The 14,005-nt window shown below is 67.1% G+C and carries 13 protein-coding genes; 11 read left to right on the forward strand and 2 right to left on the reverse strand.

Translation table 11 applies throughout. The features are described from left to right. Window positions 1-47 precede the first annotated feature (47 nt). Complete coding sequence (locus AC5P74_RS10280) at window positions 48-860, forward strand: APH(6) family putative aminoglycoside O-phosphotransferase (protein WP_346607197.1); 813 nt, start codon at window positions 48-50, stop codon at window positions 858-860. 104 nt (window positions 861-964) lie between these two features. Here the strand turns inward: AC5P74_RS10280 and clpS are convergent, their stop codons facing one another. Beyond that, the gene (clpS, locus tag AC5P74_RS10285; RefSeq protein ID WP_005416477.1) at window positions 965-1,291 is read right to left on the reverse strand and encodes an ATP-dependent Clp protease adapter ClpS; all 327 of its coding nucleotides are present in this window, start codon (window positions 1,289-1,291) and stop codon (window positions 965-967) included. Window positions 1,292-1,403: 112 nt separating this feature from the next. On the opposite strand from clpS, the gene AC5P74_RS10290 reads away from it, so the two are divergent. The 8 genes from AC5P74_RS10290 (at window position 1,404) to AC5P74_RS10325 (ending at window position 7,048) form a co-directional block, all read left to right on the forward strand. Continuing rightward, window positions 1,404-1,877 carry a hypothetical protein gene (locus AC5P74_RS10290; protein ID WP_005416476.1) on the forward strand — a complete coding sequence of 158 codons (474 nt, stop codon included), beginning with the start codon at window positions 1,404-1,406 and terminating at the stop codon, window positions 1,875-1,877. Window position 1,878: 1 nt separating this feature from the next. Beyond that, a complete protein-coding gene (locus AC5P74_RS10295; RefSeq protein ID WP_346607196.1) occupies window positions 1,879-2,340 on the forward strand; it encodes an NUDIX hydrolase in 462 nt (153 codons plus the stop codon). Beyond that, window positions 2,337-3,479, forward strand: coding sequence for a tRNA 2-thiouridine(34) synthase MnmA (gene mnmA / locus AC5P74_RS10300; protein WP_495204913.1), 1,143 nt, complete (start codon window positions 2,337-2,339; stop codon window positions 3,477-3,479). The genes AC5P74_RS10295 and mnmA overlap by 4 nt, the downstream gene beginning before the upstream one ends. Beyond that, the gene (gene hflD / locus AC5P74_RS10305) at window positions 3,476-4,090 is read left to right on the forward strand and encodes a high frequency lysogenization protein HflD (protein WP_005416473.1); all 615 of its coding nucleotides are present in this window, start codon (window positions 3,476-3,478) and stop codon (window positions 4,088-4,090) included. The genes mnmA and hflD overlap by 4 nt, the downstream gene beginning before the upstream one ends. A 216-nt stretch (window positions 4,091-4,306) precedes the next feature. Beyond that, complete coding sequence (locus AC5P74_RS10310) at window positions 4,307-5,497, forward strand: methyl-accepting chemotaxis protein (protein ID WP_005416472.1); 1,191 nt, start codon at window positions 4,307-4,309, stop codon at window positions 5,495-5,497. 98 nt (window positions 5,498-5,595) lie between these two features. Beyond that, window positions 5,596-5,811, forward strand: a complete 216-nt coding sequence (locus tag AC5P74_RS10315; RefSeq protein WP_053496676.1) for a hypothetical protein — start codon at window positions 5,596-5,598, stop codon at window positions 5,809-5,811. Between the two features lie 135 nt (window positions 5,812-5,946). Next, complete coding sequence (locus AC5P74_RS10320) at window positions 5,947-6,411, forward strand: hypothetical protein (RefSeq protein ID WP_346607194.1); 465 nt, start codon at window positions 5,947-5,949, stop codon at window positions 6,409-6,411. A 130-nt stretch (window positions 6,412-6,541) separates the two neighbouring features. Next, window positions 6,542-7,048: a hypothetical protein gene (locus AC5P74_RS10325; protein WP_346607193.1), complete on the forward strand. Its 507-nt coding sequence runs from the start codon at window positions 6,542-6,544 to the stop codon at window positions 7,046-7,048. A gap of 132 nt (window positions 7,049-7,180) precedes the next feature. Here AC5P74_RS10325 and AC5P74_RS10330 read toward each other — a convergent pair whose 3' ends face one another. Continuing rightward, entirely contained in the window at window positions 7,181-9,940 is a 2,760-nt protein-coding gene (locus tag AC5P74_RS10330; protein ID WP_049461077.1) for a bifunctional diguanylate cyclase/phosphodiesterase, read from the reverse strand. Between the two features lie 130 nt (window positions 9,941-10,070). Here AC5P74_RS10330 and AC5P74_RS10335 point away from each other — a divergent pair, with 130 nt between their 5' ends. Together AC5P74_RS10335 and AC5P74_RS10340 are read left to right on the forward strand one after the other, a co-directional pair. Continuing rightward, the gene (locus tag AC5P74_RS10335) at window positions 10,071-12,173 is read left to right on the forward strand and encodes a sensor histidine kinase (RefSeq protein ID WP_032954159.1); all 2,103 of its coding nucleotides are present in this window, start codon (window positions 10,071-10,073) and stop codon (window positions 12,171-12,173) included. 3 nt (window positions 12,174-12,176) lie between these two features. Beyond that, on the forward strand, window positions 12,177-13,949 hold the full coding sequence (locus AC5P74_RS10340) for an EAL domain-containing protein (protein ID WP_005416466.1): 1,773 nt from the start codon (window positions 12,177-12,179) through the stop codon (window positions 13,947-13,949). Window positions 13,950-14,005 lie beyond the last annotated feature (56 nt).

Below are 14,005 nucleotides of genomic sequence, written 5' to 3' on the forward strand. Positions count from 1 at the left end.
ACTGCAGAACGCTTGATCTTCGTTCACTCCAGAAGACCTCAACCGGCATGAGCGAACCCTACCTGAGCCGCTGGCGATTGCGGCGTGATGGCCCGGCCATCGAAACGCCCCATGCCCGGCTCTGGCCGGTGCTGACCGCTGCCGGCACGCCGGCGATGCTGAAGATCAGCAGCGAAACCGAGGAGCAGAACAGCCACCGCCTCCTGCGCTGGTGGGACGGCGACGGCGCTGCCCGCCTGCTGGCCCACGCCGGGCCGGCGATCCTGATCGAACGTGCCGGCGGCGACTCGCTGAGGCAACGCTCGATCGAGGGCGACGACGAGGCCTGCACCACGATCCTGTGCCAGGTCCTGCAACGGCTGCACCGACCACGGAGCGCGCCGCCAGCGGAACTGGTCTGCCTGCGTACATGGTTCGCCGATCTGCTGCAGCCAAGGGCCGCGCTGCCGCCACTGCTGGAACAGTGCAGATCACTGGCGGAGGTGTTACTGACGGAAGAACGCGAGGTCCGGCCCCTGCACGGTGACCTGCACCACGACAACGTGCTGGATTTCGGCAGGCGCGGCTGGCTGGCGATCGATCCGAAGCGGCTGCTGGGCGACCGTGCGTTCGACTACACGACGATGTTCAGCAATCCGGATCTCTGTGGCCCGGGCATCCACGTGGCCACGCGGCCGGAGCGGTTTGCTGCCCGGCTGGAACAGGTCAGCGCACTGGCCGGCCTGGAGCGCACGCGCCTGCTGCGCTGGATCGCGGCCAGCATGGCGCTGTCGGCAGTGTGGTTCAGGGATGACGGCGACCCGGCCGAGGTCGACGAGGCGGTGGCGCGGATGGCGCTGGAGGCGTTGGCGGAGGCCTGATCCAGCTGTAGAGCCGAGCCTGCGCTCGGCTGCTGCTGGCAGAGATCTGGATGCCTGGGTGAACAGCACCCGAGCGTGGGCTCGGCTCTACAGGTCGGGGGCGGTCAGGCCTTTTCCATCGTGCACAGCAGCGGATGCTGGTTCATCCGCGAGTACTCGTTGACCTGGGCAACCTTGGTCTCGGCCACTTCGCGGGTGAAGACACCGCAGACGCCGCGGCCGCGGGTATGAACGTGCAGCATCACTTGGGTGGCCTTGTCCAGGTCCATGCTGAAGAACTGCTGCAGCACATCCACCACGAAATCCATCGGGGTGTAGTCGTCGTTGAGCAGCATCACCTGGTAGAACGGCGGCGGCGCCACTTCCGGGCGCGCGGGCTCGACGGCAACGCCGTGCTCGTGCTGGGAATCGGGGGAGGACTCATGGGGCATCCATCCATTATAGGGGCTCGGGCAGGCCTGCGTCGGCCCGCCGCAGATTGGACGGCACGCACGCCCACCGTCACAATTGCACCCTCTCCCAACACTGTTTCACAGGATCTTCATGAAAAGGACCCTTCTTCCCGCCCTGCTGATCGCGCTGGCCGCTGCCGGCTCTGCCACTGCCGCAACCAGCGCCGACAAGTCCGTGGCCCGCCATCTGGACAAGCTGGGCTATACCTACGAAGTCGACGAGGATGGCGACTACCGCATGGTGTTCGACGTCGAGGGTGACCGCACCCAGATGGTCTACGTGCGCTCGGCGGTGGAGGATTTCGGCAGCCACAACATCCGTGAGATCTGGTCGCCGGCCTACAACGCCAAGACCAAGCAGTTCCCGGTGGCCGTGGCCAACCGCCTGCTGGAGGATTCGCAGGACGCCAAGATGGGGGGCTGGGTAAAGCAGGACACCACCGCCATGTTCGTGGTGAAGATCGACGCCGATGCCACCCCGGACCAGCTCAGCGACGCCATCGATGCGGCCATCCGCACCGCCGACGCGATGGAGCTGGAGCTGACCAAGAAGGACGAGTTCTGAGTTGAACGCCACGCCGGACCCGCGCTGGGCACCGCACGCCACCGTCGCCACGGTAGTGGTTGACGGCGGCCGCGTGCTGCTGGTCGAAGAGACCATTGAAGGCCGCCAGGTGCTGAACCAGCCGGCCGGCCACCTCGAGCCAGGCGAAAGCCTGGCCGAGGCAGCCCTGCGCGAGACCCGGGAGGAAACCGGCTGGACCGTGCAGCTGACCCATTTCATCGGCTGCTACCAGTGGACTGCCGGCGACGGCACCGCCTTCCTGCGCTTCTGCTACGCAGCACACCCGGTCTCGCACGACCCGGCCCAACCGCTGGACACCGGCATCGACCGCGCGTTGTGGCTGACCCCGGCCGAGCTGCAGGCCGCCGGCGAGCGCCAGCGCAGCCCGCTGGTCTGGCAGGTGGTGGCGGATTACCTGGGTGGCCAGCGCCATCGGCTTTCGCTGGTCCGGGAGGTCGCATGAGCACGCCGCGCGTGATGGTGGGCGTCTCGGGTGGTGTCGACTCTTCGGTCGCCGCCTGGCGCTTGGTCCAGCAGGGCGAGGCCGTGGCCGGCCTGTTCATGCAGAACTGGGCCGACGACGGCAGCGGTGACTGCCGTGCCGAGGATGACCGCCGCGATGCGGTCGCCGTATGCGGCCTGCTCGGTATCCCGTTCCACTTCCGGGACTTTTCCAGCGAGTACTGGCAGGGCGTGTTCGAGCACTTCCTGGCCGAATACGCCGCTGGCCGCACGCCGAACCCGGACGTGCTGTGCAACCGCGAGGTGAAGTTCAAGCATTTCCTGGATGCCGCCCGCGAGCTGGGCGCCGAGCGCATCGCCACCGGCCACTATGCGCGGGTGACCCAGCGCGGCCACCACTGGCTGCTGCTGCGCGGTGCCGACCGCTCCAAGGACCAGAGCTACTTCCTGCACCAGCTGGGCCAGGAGCAGCTGGCGGCCACCCTGTTCCCGATCGGCGACCTGGAGAAGACCGACCTGCGACGGATTGCGCGCGACGTCGGCCTGCCGACCCACGCCAAGAAGGATTCCACCGGCATCTGCTTCATCGGCGAGCGGGATTTCCGCGAATTCCTCGGCCGCTACCTGCCGGCCAGGCCCGGCCAGATCCTTGACCCGGCCGACGGCAGCGTGATCGCCGAACATCCGGGCGTGTTCTATTTCACCCTGGGCCAGCGCGAGGGCCTGAACATCGGCGGCGTACGCGGCCGCCCGGCCGCACCGTGGTACGTGGTCGGCAAGGATGTGGCCAGCAACGTGCTGTACGTCGACCAGGACCGCGACAGCCCATGGATGCTGTCCGAGCGCCTGCGATCGGAGCCGGCGCATTGGATCTCGGGCTCGCCACCCGCGCGACGCTTCGAATGCACCGCCCAGACCCGCTACCGCCAGCCCGATGAGCCGTGTACGGTCGACGTGCTGGACGATGGCAGCGTGCTGGTCACCTTCGCGCGCCCGCAGCGTGCCGTTACCCCCGGTCAATCGCTGGTGCTGTATGACGGTGATGTGTGCCTGGGTGGCGCGGTGATCGCCGCCACCGATGCGCCGCTGGAACAGCGCCTGCGCACCACCCCCTCCCCTTTTGAGGTAATCGCTGCATGAGTTTCACTGTCGACGACCGCGTCCTGGCCTTGGCCGGCATTGCCCAGGCCCTGCAGCAGGTACGCCGCATCGCCGATACCGGCCATTCCGACGCCGCCGCCGTGCGCACCGCCGTGGACAGCGTGTTCCGTGTCGATGCGTCCTCGCCGCAGGCGGTATTCGGTGACCGCCATGCACTGAAGGCCGGGCTGCGCCTGCTGCACAACTATTTCCGCAACCAGGGCCAGGATCCGATCCTGCCGAAACTGGCGCTGTCGGTGCTGCAGCTTGAGCGCCGCTTTGTTCAGGATGGCGCCACCGTGAACAAGGTTGCTTCGGGCATCGAGCGTGCCCAGCGCCAGGCCACCGAACTGGGCGACAGCGGCCACCCGGATGTGCTGGCCAGCCTGGGAAGCCTGTACGCGGACACCATCAGCCACCTCAAGCCGCGGGTGATGGTGCAGGGCAACCCGCACTACCTGGGCCAGGCCGGCGTGGTGGCCGAGATCCGTGCCCTGCTGTTGGCCGCGGTGCGCTCGGCAGTGCTGTGGCGCCAGCTGGGCGGCAGCTACTGGGACTTCCTGTTCGGCCGCAAGGCGATGATCGAGGCCGTGGACCGGCAGCTGGCGTAAGGGTGTGGGGTCAGAGCCCTTTTCCATGAAAAGGGATCCGACCCCGCCGCTGCCTACCCAAGGGTCGGATCTCTTTCCGGCACGGAAAGGGCTCTGACCCCGAAGCCGCCAAGCGCAGGAAAACCGGCGCATTCAGAATGCACTTGCAAGCACATCGACGTTAAAGAGAAAGGGGGTACGGCCGATACATCCTCCGTGCACCTCCCGAGAACGTCCATGTACTCACGCATTTTCATCCGTCTGGCCGCCCCCCTGGCTCTGACCCTGCTGCTCCCCTTCGCCATCGGTTTCGAATGGCCGGCCGCCCTGCGCTGGGCGATCCTGACCACGATGACGCTGAGCTGGCTCGGCTTTGCGTGGTGGACCACCCGCGCCCAGGCGCATCGTTCCCCGGAACATGCCCGTGTCCTGCGTGAGCAGGACCAGCTGCTGACCGAACTGCGCAACTTCGTCGGCAACGAAATCGACGGTTCGCGTGGTGAAGTGGAACGCGCCCGCGACCTGATCCGCCAGGCGGTCTCCAGCCTGGGCGGCAGCTTCGATGCGATGAACCGCAAGTCGCGCCAGCAGAGCCAGGCGCTGTCGCGCATCGTCGACCGCGCCGGCGATGAAGGCAATGCCGGCCTCGACGTTGCCCGTTTCGCCCAGCACGCCAGCCACCGCATGGAACAGCTGGTGGAAGCGCTGGAACAGGTGAGCGGCCAGAGCAGCACCACCGTGCAGCACATCGACCAGATGGCACAGCACCTGGATGGCATCTTCGCGCTGCTGGAAGACGTCAAGTCGATCGCCGACCAGACCAACCTGCTGGCGCTGAACGCCGCCATCGAAGCCGCGCGTGCCGGTGAAGCCGGACGAGGCTTCGCGGTGGTCGCCGACGAAGTGCGCAACCTGTCCGAGCGCTCGACCACCTTCAACGAGCAGATCCGCAAGCTGGCGCACAGCTCCAAGGACGCCATCGCCAAGGTGCGCGAGACGGTCTCGCACATGGCCTCGCGTGACATGGACCGCTCCCGCGAAGCACGCCAGGAAGCGGCGGCAATGCTCGACAATGTCGCGCAGATCAATGCCTCGCTCGGCGACGGCATGCGCGAAGTCTCCGAGTGCGCACGTGCGATCGATGGCAGCGTGGCCGAAGCCGTGCGCGCCCTGCAGTTCGAAGACATCGCCACCCAGGCGCTGGGCGGCGTGCACACCCACCTGGACCGCCTGACCGCGATCAACCGTGAAGCGGTGGCCCTGCAGGAACTGCTGCACCGCAATGGCGGCGTGTTCGACGAAGAGATCGCCACGGCCCTGCAGCGCACAGGCAACCGCCTGCGCGAACTGCGCAGCGAATGGGAACGCCCGCCGCACAAGCCGGTTGCCCAGCAGAGCATGGGTGCCGGCACGGTAGAGCTGTTCTGATCCTGATGTCCGCTGCCCTCGCCGGCAGCCCGCAAGGCCCCGGTTCGTCCGGGGCCTTTGCCTGTGACCCGCCGCTGGATGCATCCTGTACGCGCACCATGACCCTGATCCGCGCCCTGCCCTCCCTCACCGACACCGAGCGCCCGCGCAACGCGAGCGTGCGTGAGCAGCTGCAAAAGCTGGAAGAGGTCGCCCGCGAGGAAATCTGCGAGCTGCAGCAGCTGGCGGACGCGCGCCCGGCGCCGTCGCCGGCGGACGAGGAACTGCTGGGGCTGGCGTGGGACCTGGGGTTGGATGGCGAAGCGCTGAAGTAGATCCACGCCATGCGTGGATGGACGACGCGATACCTGCAACCTCTGCTTTGCCTGTCGCCCTTTAGGATTTGTTGTATAGGCTGAGGAAGGGGAAGAGGACATACTGCCGCCCTCCCCCGTCTCTCTGGCCTCTGAATGACGTTCAATCTGGAAGAAGCCCGCGAGGCTTTTGAGCACTTCCTGATGTTGATGGACGGCCAGATTGAATGGCTGGTCGCGCAGGCTCAAATGCATGGCATTGAACTGGATTGCAGCCTCGAAAGCCTCGACAGGCTGGAACACCTCCATGACTTGATGGCAGCCACGCTGTCTGAGGATGAGCGGGACTCTCTGAGGGTCGTGTTCGCCCGATATCTAGGGGAGACCGTCAGGCTGGCACACGGTGGGAAGTGGACCCTGCCACTTGATGACCCAAAGGACATCAGTTTCAACATGCCCGTTATCGTGGGACACTCATCCTGCCCGTGGTTGGAATTCAATCCCATCCATACGATGCGAGCCTATTCACTTCGGGCCAAGCCCGGAATGATCCGAGGCATCGTAGCGCACAGTGTTGCTCCACAGATTCTGGATCTCAGCGATCTGGTGGAAGAGGACTGACGCCAAGAGGCTGCTTGAGTCGCTGGGCGGCCCACCCGGATGGTGGCTCGGACCGCCTGCCATCCACGCATGGCGTGGATCTACTGTTCGGGCAGTGGCATGATCCACCGGTCCCGTTCATGGAAGACCGATGGCCATCGCTCTGATCGCAGTACTCCTGATCGAAACGGTCCTTCTGATGGCCTGGGTGGCCGGCTATTTCAGCTGGGGCATCACCCTGTTCAACGAGCGCATTGCGGCGTCACCGGCCATGCAGGCCCGCCTCTCGCTGGGCAGCCTGGAACGTGACCTGCCACATGACAACTGGCTGCGACTGGCCTTCCATGCGCTGCCCGATGGCAGCATGGCGTTCCGCGAGAGCTTCGCGCCGAGCTTCGGCCTGCGCTACTTCCCGGTGATGCGTGGACGCATCGTGCTCAACGCACGGCGGCACGAGGTGCGGGTGATCGGCCTGTGCAGCTGGTTCGTGGCAATGCTGTCGCTGCTGCTGTTGCCACTGGTGGCGATGCGCCCGATGGTGGCGCCGATGCTGCTGGTACTGCCGCTGTTCCTGGCCAGCTATCTGGTCCAGAAGCGCCGCTATGCCGCCATCGTCGAGGCGCTGCGCATGCAGTTGAAGGCGGATTTTCCGAGGTAGATCCACGCCATGCGTGGAGGGTCGCATGTGCAGGCATTGGTGCCGACCAAGATCCATGCCCACGAGGGTGGGGTTACGCCGAGCGCAGGCATTCGTGCCGACCAACGGTCGGCACCTACCAGCGTCGGGTGGTCAGCGCACCAGCACCGCTTCGCTGCTGGCGTCGGTGCGCATCGGTAGCGGACGCTGCTGCCGCAGCCATTGCGCCAGGTCACGCGGGCTGAGCGGGCGCGAGTACAGGTAGCCCTGGATCTCGTCGCAGCCCTGGCGGCGCAGCATGTCTTCTTCCTGGTGCGTCTCCACGCCCTCGGCCACCACCTTCATGCCCAGCGCGTGGCCCAGGTGCACGATGGCCTGGGTCACTTCGGCCGTGCCGGAGTCGTGCAGCATGCCCTGCACGAAACTGCGGTCGATCTTCAGGCGCCCCACCGGGAAGCGGTTGAGGTAGTTGAGGTTGGAAAAGCCGGTACCGAAGTCGTCCACCGCCAGCGGCACGCCGTGCCGTTCGAGCACGTCGAAGCAGTGGCGCAGGATGTCGGTGTCACGGATCAGCGCCGATTCGGTCAGCTCCAGCTCCAGCCGCTGCGGCGGCCAGCCGTGGGCATGGCAGATCTCGATCACACGTTCGGCGAAGCCACGGTCGCGCAGCTGCACCGCCGATACGTTGACCGCGATGCGGTCGAAGTGCAGTCCAGCCCGGTCCCAGGCGGTTGCCTGACGGCAGGCTTCGTTCAGTACCCAGTCGCCGATGCGTACGATCTCGCCGCATTTCTCGGCGATGGGAATGAACTCGGCCGGGCTGCAATAGCCGATGCCGGGGCGATGCCAGCGCAGCAGTGCTTCGATTGCCGGCGGCTCGCCCTGGTGGGCATGCAGCAGCGGCTGATAGGCCAGGCTGAACTCCTCGCGCTCGATCGCACCGTGCAGCGCGTGCTCAAGCTCCAGCCTGCGCTGGATGCGGGCCAGTGCGTCCTGGCTGTAATACTGGTAGGTGTTGCGTCCGGCTTCCTTGGCCGCGTACATCGCAGCGTCGGCAGCGCGCAGCAGTGAATCGAAATCGGTCTGCGCATCGCCCAGCATCGCGATGCCGACACTGGCACCGACCTTCAGCGTGGTCTCGCCACGGCGCAGCGGCTCGGCCAGCGAGGCGATCAGCTTGCGGGCGACATGTCCCGCATCCTCGGGCTCAGCCAGGTCGCGCAGTACGACGATGAACTCGTCGCCGCTGAAACGGCCAAACAGATCATTGTTGCGCAGGTTCTGGTGCAGGCGGGTGGCGGCAGCCTTCAGCAGCGCATCACCCGTGGCGTGGCCGAAGCTGTCGTTGATGGTCTTGAAGCCGTCCAGGTCGATGAACAGCATCGCCAACGAGGTGCCACGATCACGCGCCTCCTCGATGGCCTCGGCGGTCTGTTCGCCGAGCAGCACGCGATTGGGCAGGCCGGTGAGCAGGTCGTAGTGGGCCAGCAGTTCAATGCGCTCGTTGGCCTCGCGCTCGCGGGTGATGTCACGGAACAGCACCACGAAGCGCGGCGGCAGTCCGTCACGACGATCCAGCTCGATCAGCACCTGCACCCAGACACGCAGGCCGGACTGGCGGTAGAAGCACAGGTCCAGCTGCTCGGGCAGGCCGCCGTTGGCGATGCGGGCCAGTGCCGCCTCGAACGCATCGCGCGAGTCTTCGGTATACAGCGCCATCGCCTGATCGAGGGTGATCGGCTCCTTGCGCAGGCCGTGGATGCGATAGCATTCCTCGGTCCATTGCATGCTCCGGGTCTGCACCTCGATCTCGCAGCCGCCGATGCGGCCCAGCGCGGAAACCCGGTTCAGCAGTTCGGTGCGCCAGCGAATCAACGCGTCGGTCTGGTGCTGTTCGGTGATGTTCTGCACCTGGCCGAGCAGGCGCTTGGGCTGCCCGTCCATGTCCAGCAGCGGCTGCATCCACAGCCGCAGGTGCTGCGATGGCTCATGGCCACGGGTCAGCTCCAGCTCGAGATTGGCGGCACGACCATCGCGCCACAGCCGCCGCCATGCCGCACGCAACGCGCCACGCGAGCGCGGATGCAGCTGCTTCAGCCAGCGCCGCTGGCCGGGCACGGCGCCGTGCTCCAGCGCCAGCAGCGAGCGCAGTTCCGGCGACCACCAGAAGTGCCCGCTGTTGGGGTCGAACGACCAGCTGCCCATGCTGGCGATGCGCTGGGCCTCGCTCAGGTGCAGCTGCTGTTCCTGCAGCAGCGATTCGAGCTGCTTCTGCTGCTCGATATCGGTATGCGTGCCGACCATGCGCAGCGGCTGGCCATCGGCGGTGCGCGCGACCACGCGGCCGCGATCCAGCACCCAACGCCACTGGCCATCGGCCTGGCGGAAGCGGAACTGTGCGCTGTACTGCTCGCTGCGCCCGCGCAGGTGCTCGTCGAGCGCGGCACGCACCTGGTCGATGTCCTCGCTGTGCACGCGCGACAGCAGTTCGGTGGCCGTCTCGTCGCCCAGCGCCGGCGTGCGCGCCACCCGGTCACTGGGGATGTCCCAGTCCCAAAGGCTATGACCGGCGCTGTCCAGTGCCAGTTCCCAGCGCCCACCCCCATCGACCGGCACCGGCTCGGGAATGCTCAGGGTGAACGCCAGCAGGTTGCCGGCACCGTCATGCACGGCGCGCAGGTGGCCGTCGTAGTGGCCGCGCGGGCCGCCCGGCAGCGTGCAGGGCACGATGCCGCCATCGGCGGCCATCAGGCGTAGATCTTCCAGCATTGGCGCATAGGCAGCCACGGTGGCCGGCAGGCCATGCTCGCGCGCGGCCGGATTGGCCGCCAGCGGGCGCCCGGTACGGTCGACGATGACCAGCGCCGACGCAAGCGGGTGCTGCAGCAGGCTGGCGATGATCCCTTGGTCCACGCGATCTTGCTCCGGATGACTCGCCCGTCAGCGGGGCACGCAGTGGTTAACGGCGCCTGCGGCGGATAATTGAGTGGTGACGGCACGCTGCGGGGTAAGATGACCGGCGCCCCTTTCACCCACCCCGTCCATGCCCGCAGAACCGACCGGCAACGCCCCAGTTCCCGACCCGCGGATGGCGCAGGCACTGAGCCGTGACCGGCGGCGGGTGGTGTTGAGCTACCTGGTGATGGCGCTGGCCTGGATGATCTCCACCGACAGCGTGGTGCAGGCGCTGGTGCCCGATCCGCAGCAGGCGGCCCTGTGGCAGGGCCTGAAGGGCTCGTTCTTCGCCCTGGCCAGCGCGGGCCTGCTGTACCTGCTGCTGCGCCCGCTGGCCGAGCACGTGCTGCATACCCACGCCCGCCAGCAGGCCTCGGAGCTGCGCCTGCGGCAGATGTTCGAGGGCAACCCCGGCCCGATCCTCGTCTATGACCTGGATACATTGGCGATCCTCGACGCCAACCCAGCCGCCTGCACCGCTTTCGGCTGGGAGCGCGATGAGCTGCTGGAACAGACCATCGACGCCTTGTGGCCACCCGGCCAGGGCCAGGCGCTGCAGGCCAAGCTGGAGGCGATCCGCGAGGCGCCCGACGAGCTGTGCATCCTGCGCGCGCAGCTGCAGCTGCGCGATGGCGCGCTGCGGCAGATGGAACTGCGCTCCAACGCGATCAGTTACGACGGTCACAATGCGCGCCTGCTGATCGCCATCGATCGCACTGCCGAGGACCTGGCCCAGCTGCGTCGCGACCAGGCGCTGGCACGGGTGGAAGAAGCCCACGAACTGGCCCGCATCGGCGCCTGGGAGCTGGACCCGTCCACCGGGCTGGGCCGCTATTCCAACCAGGTCTATCGCCTGCTCGGCCGCCGCCCGCCCGAAGCCCGCCGCTGGCACCGCTTCGACGAACTGCTGGTGCCGGCCGACCCGGCCACCGCCACCCAGACCGAGCAGCTGCTGGCCGAGCTGTGCTCCGGCGAGCCGGTACAGGTGGACGTGCTGCTGCCGCTGCTGTCGATGGACGGGCGCGCGCTGATGGTGCACCTGCGCGCCGCCAGTGGTCTCGATGAGGCTGGCCGCAACCGCGTGCTGGGCACGCTGCAGGACGTGACCGAACGCGAGCAGTCGCGGCGACTGCTGCGCGAGCGCGAGGAGCAGTTCCGCGAGCTGGTGCGGGTACTGCCCGACGGCGTGGTGATCCTCTCCGACGAACATGTGTTGTACGCCAACGCCTGGGCCGCCGGCCTGTTCGGCTACGGCAGCCATACCCTGCTGGGCGAGCCCTTGTCTGCGCTGGTCGCTGCCGCAGACCTGCCGCGGGTGCGCAGCCAGCTGCGTGCCGGCCAGCCGCACCTGGGACCGGGCCACAGCAGCGTGGTGGCCATGCAGCGCGGCGACGGCCGCAGCTTCCATGCCGGCCTGGCGGTGGGCGACGTGCGCTACGGTGGCCGCGACTGCAAGCTGCTGATCGTGCGCGACCTCAGTGATTCCGAGCGCATCCGCAGCGCGCTGGAAACCAGCAACCGCGAACTGCAGGCGATGGCCGGGCGGCTGTTCTCGCTGCAGGAGGACGAACGTCGTGCGATTTCGCGCGACCTGCACGATGACATCGGCCAGGCCATCACCGCGATCAAGCTGTCGGCGCACGCCGCGCTGGAAGAGGACGATCCGCAGCGGCGTGGGCAGGATCTGGCGCAGATCGTCAGCCTGGCCGACACCACCGTGGCCAAACTGCGCGACATCTCCACCCTGCTGCGCCCCCCGCAGCTGGATGCGCTGGGCCTGGAGGCAGCGCTCAGCTGGCAGGCGCGGGTTCTGTTCCGCTCCTCGCCGGTGGAGCTGCTGGCCGAGATCGAGCCGCTGCCGCATCGCCCCGACAACAGCATCGAACAGGCCTGCTTCCGCATCGCACAGGAAAGCCTGACCAATGCGCTGCGCCATGCGCGCGCCAGCCAGGTCCTGCTGCAGCTGCGCGATGTCGGCCAGCGCGGCCTGCACCTGCAGATCCGCGATGACGGCGAAGGCTTCGATCCGGACGGCCCGCGCGGCCTGGGCCTCATCGTGATGCGCGAGCGCGCACAGAGCGTCGGTGGTCACGTGCGGATTGAATCCGCGCATGGCGAAGGCACCCTGGTCGATGTCCACCTCCCCTACCAGGCGGCCAGCAGGGCTGCCGTCGATTCACCGGAATACTGAACCATGTGGAATCCCAACCTGCCCCCGGTCAGCATCGATGACGCTCCCGACCGCCTTGGCGCCGGCAACCCCGAGCTGCAGGCAATGGTTGCCGAGGCAGCCTCAGGCGGCATCGCACTGATGCTGATGCACGTGGACATCGACCATTTCGCATCGGTCAACGAAAACATGAGTGCCGAAGTGGGCGACCAGGCGCTGGTGCTGGTGGCACAGCGCCTGCAGTCTTACCTGCGCGGGCGCGGCAAGTTGTGGCGACATGGCAGCGACGAGTTCCTGATCGCGGTGCCGCGCACCGCTGATCTGCCGTTGCCGGAGGATTTCGCCGAGGAGATCCGCCAACAGATGGAGCTGCCGCTGTCGGTGCTGCCGTACACGTTGTTCATGACCGGCAAGCTGGGCGTGAGCCTGTGCCCGGAACATGCCAGCAGCACCTCGCGCCTGCTCGACCATGCCGAGGATGCGCTGTACCAGGCCGCCCGCGAAGGCGGCAATGCCGTGCGCATCCATGCGGTGGACACCCCGCCAAGCGCGCACAGCGAGAGCATCATCGCGCGCCAGATCGTCGATGCCATTCCCAATGGCGAGCTGAAGCTGCGCTACCAGCCACTGGTAAGCGCGCGCGACGGCCACGTGGTGGGCATGGAAGCGCTGCTGCGTTGGCAGTCGCCGACCCTGGGCATGCTGGTGCCGGAGCGCTTCATGCGCACCGCCGAACGCCTGGGGATCATCGTGCAGATCGGCACCTGGGTGCTGGAAGGCGCCTTGAAGCAGGCACGGCTGTGGCGCGACCAGGGCTTCGATGACTTCACCATCGCAGTGAACGTGTCCACCCTGCAGCTGCTGCGGCCGAACTTCTTCGCCGAAGTGATGTCACTGCTGCAGGCGGCGGGCGTACCGGCGCACATGCTGACGCTGGAGATCAACGAGAGTGCGCTGACCAACAACGTCAATTTCGTCCACGAAACGCTGGCCAACCTGCGCAACGAAGGCATCAGCCTGAGCCTGGACAACTTCGGTACCGGCGACTCCAGCCTCAGCGCGCTGGTACGCTACCCGGTGGACAAGCTGAAGATCGACCGCAGTTTCATCAAGAGCGCGCCGGCCGGCAATCGTGAAGCGGCCATCGCCCGCGCGATCATCGCCATGGGCCACCAGCTGGGCATGACCGTGATTGCCAACGGCGTGGAATCGCAGGCGCAGCTGGGCTTCCTGCGCCGCAACGACTGCGACGTGTTCCAGGGCTACCTGTTCGGCGAACCGATGTCGGCCGATGCCGCCGGCATGACCCTGCGCCGCCGCTACCTGCGCCCGGAAGCCTTCGCCGAGACGCGCCCGGACCGGACGCTGCTGCTGCTGGATGACGAGGAGAACGTGCTGCGCTCGCTGGTGCGCCTGTTCCGCCGCGACGGCTACCGCATCCTGGCCGCCGGCAACGTGCGCGATGCGTTCGACCTGCTGGCGATCAACGACGTGCAGGTGATCCTGTCCGACCAGCGCATGAGCGACATGAGCGGCACCGAGTTCCTGGGCCGGGTGAAGATGCTGTACCCGGATACGATCCGCCTGGTGTTGTCGGGCTATACCGATCTGAACACGGTGACCGATGCGATCAACCGCGGCGCGATCTATCGCTTCCTGACCAAACCGTGGAACGACGACGAGCTGCGCAAGCACATCCACCAGGCGTTCCGCACGTACGAGGAACAGCGCCGCAGCAATGCCGGCCCGGCGCCGGTGGAGAGCGGAGATGGCGGCGAGGATCGCCCATTGCGGTAACCCTCCCCTCTGGTAGAGCCGGCCGCTGGCCGGCTGCTCTGGATATCGGGTTCAAT

Source organism: Stenotrophomonas sp. YJH_SMC_94-11 (genome assembly GCF_059370435.1).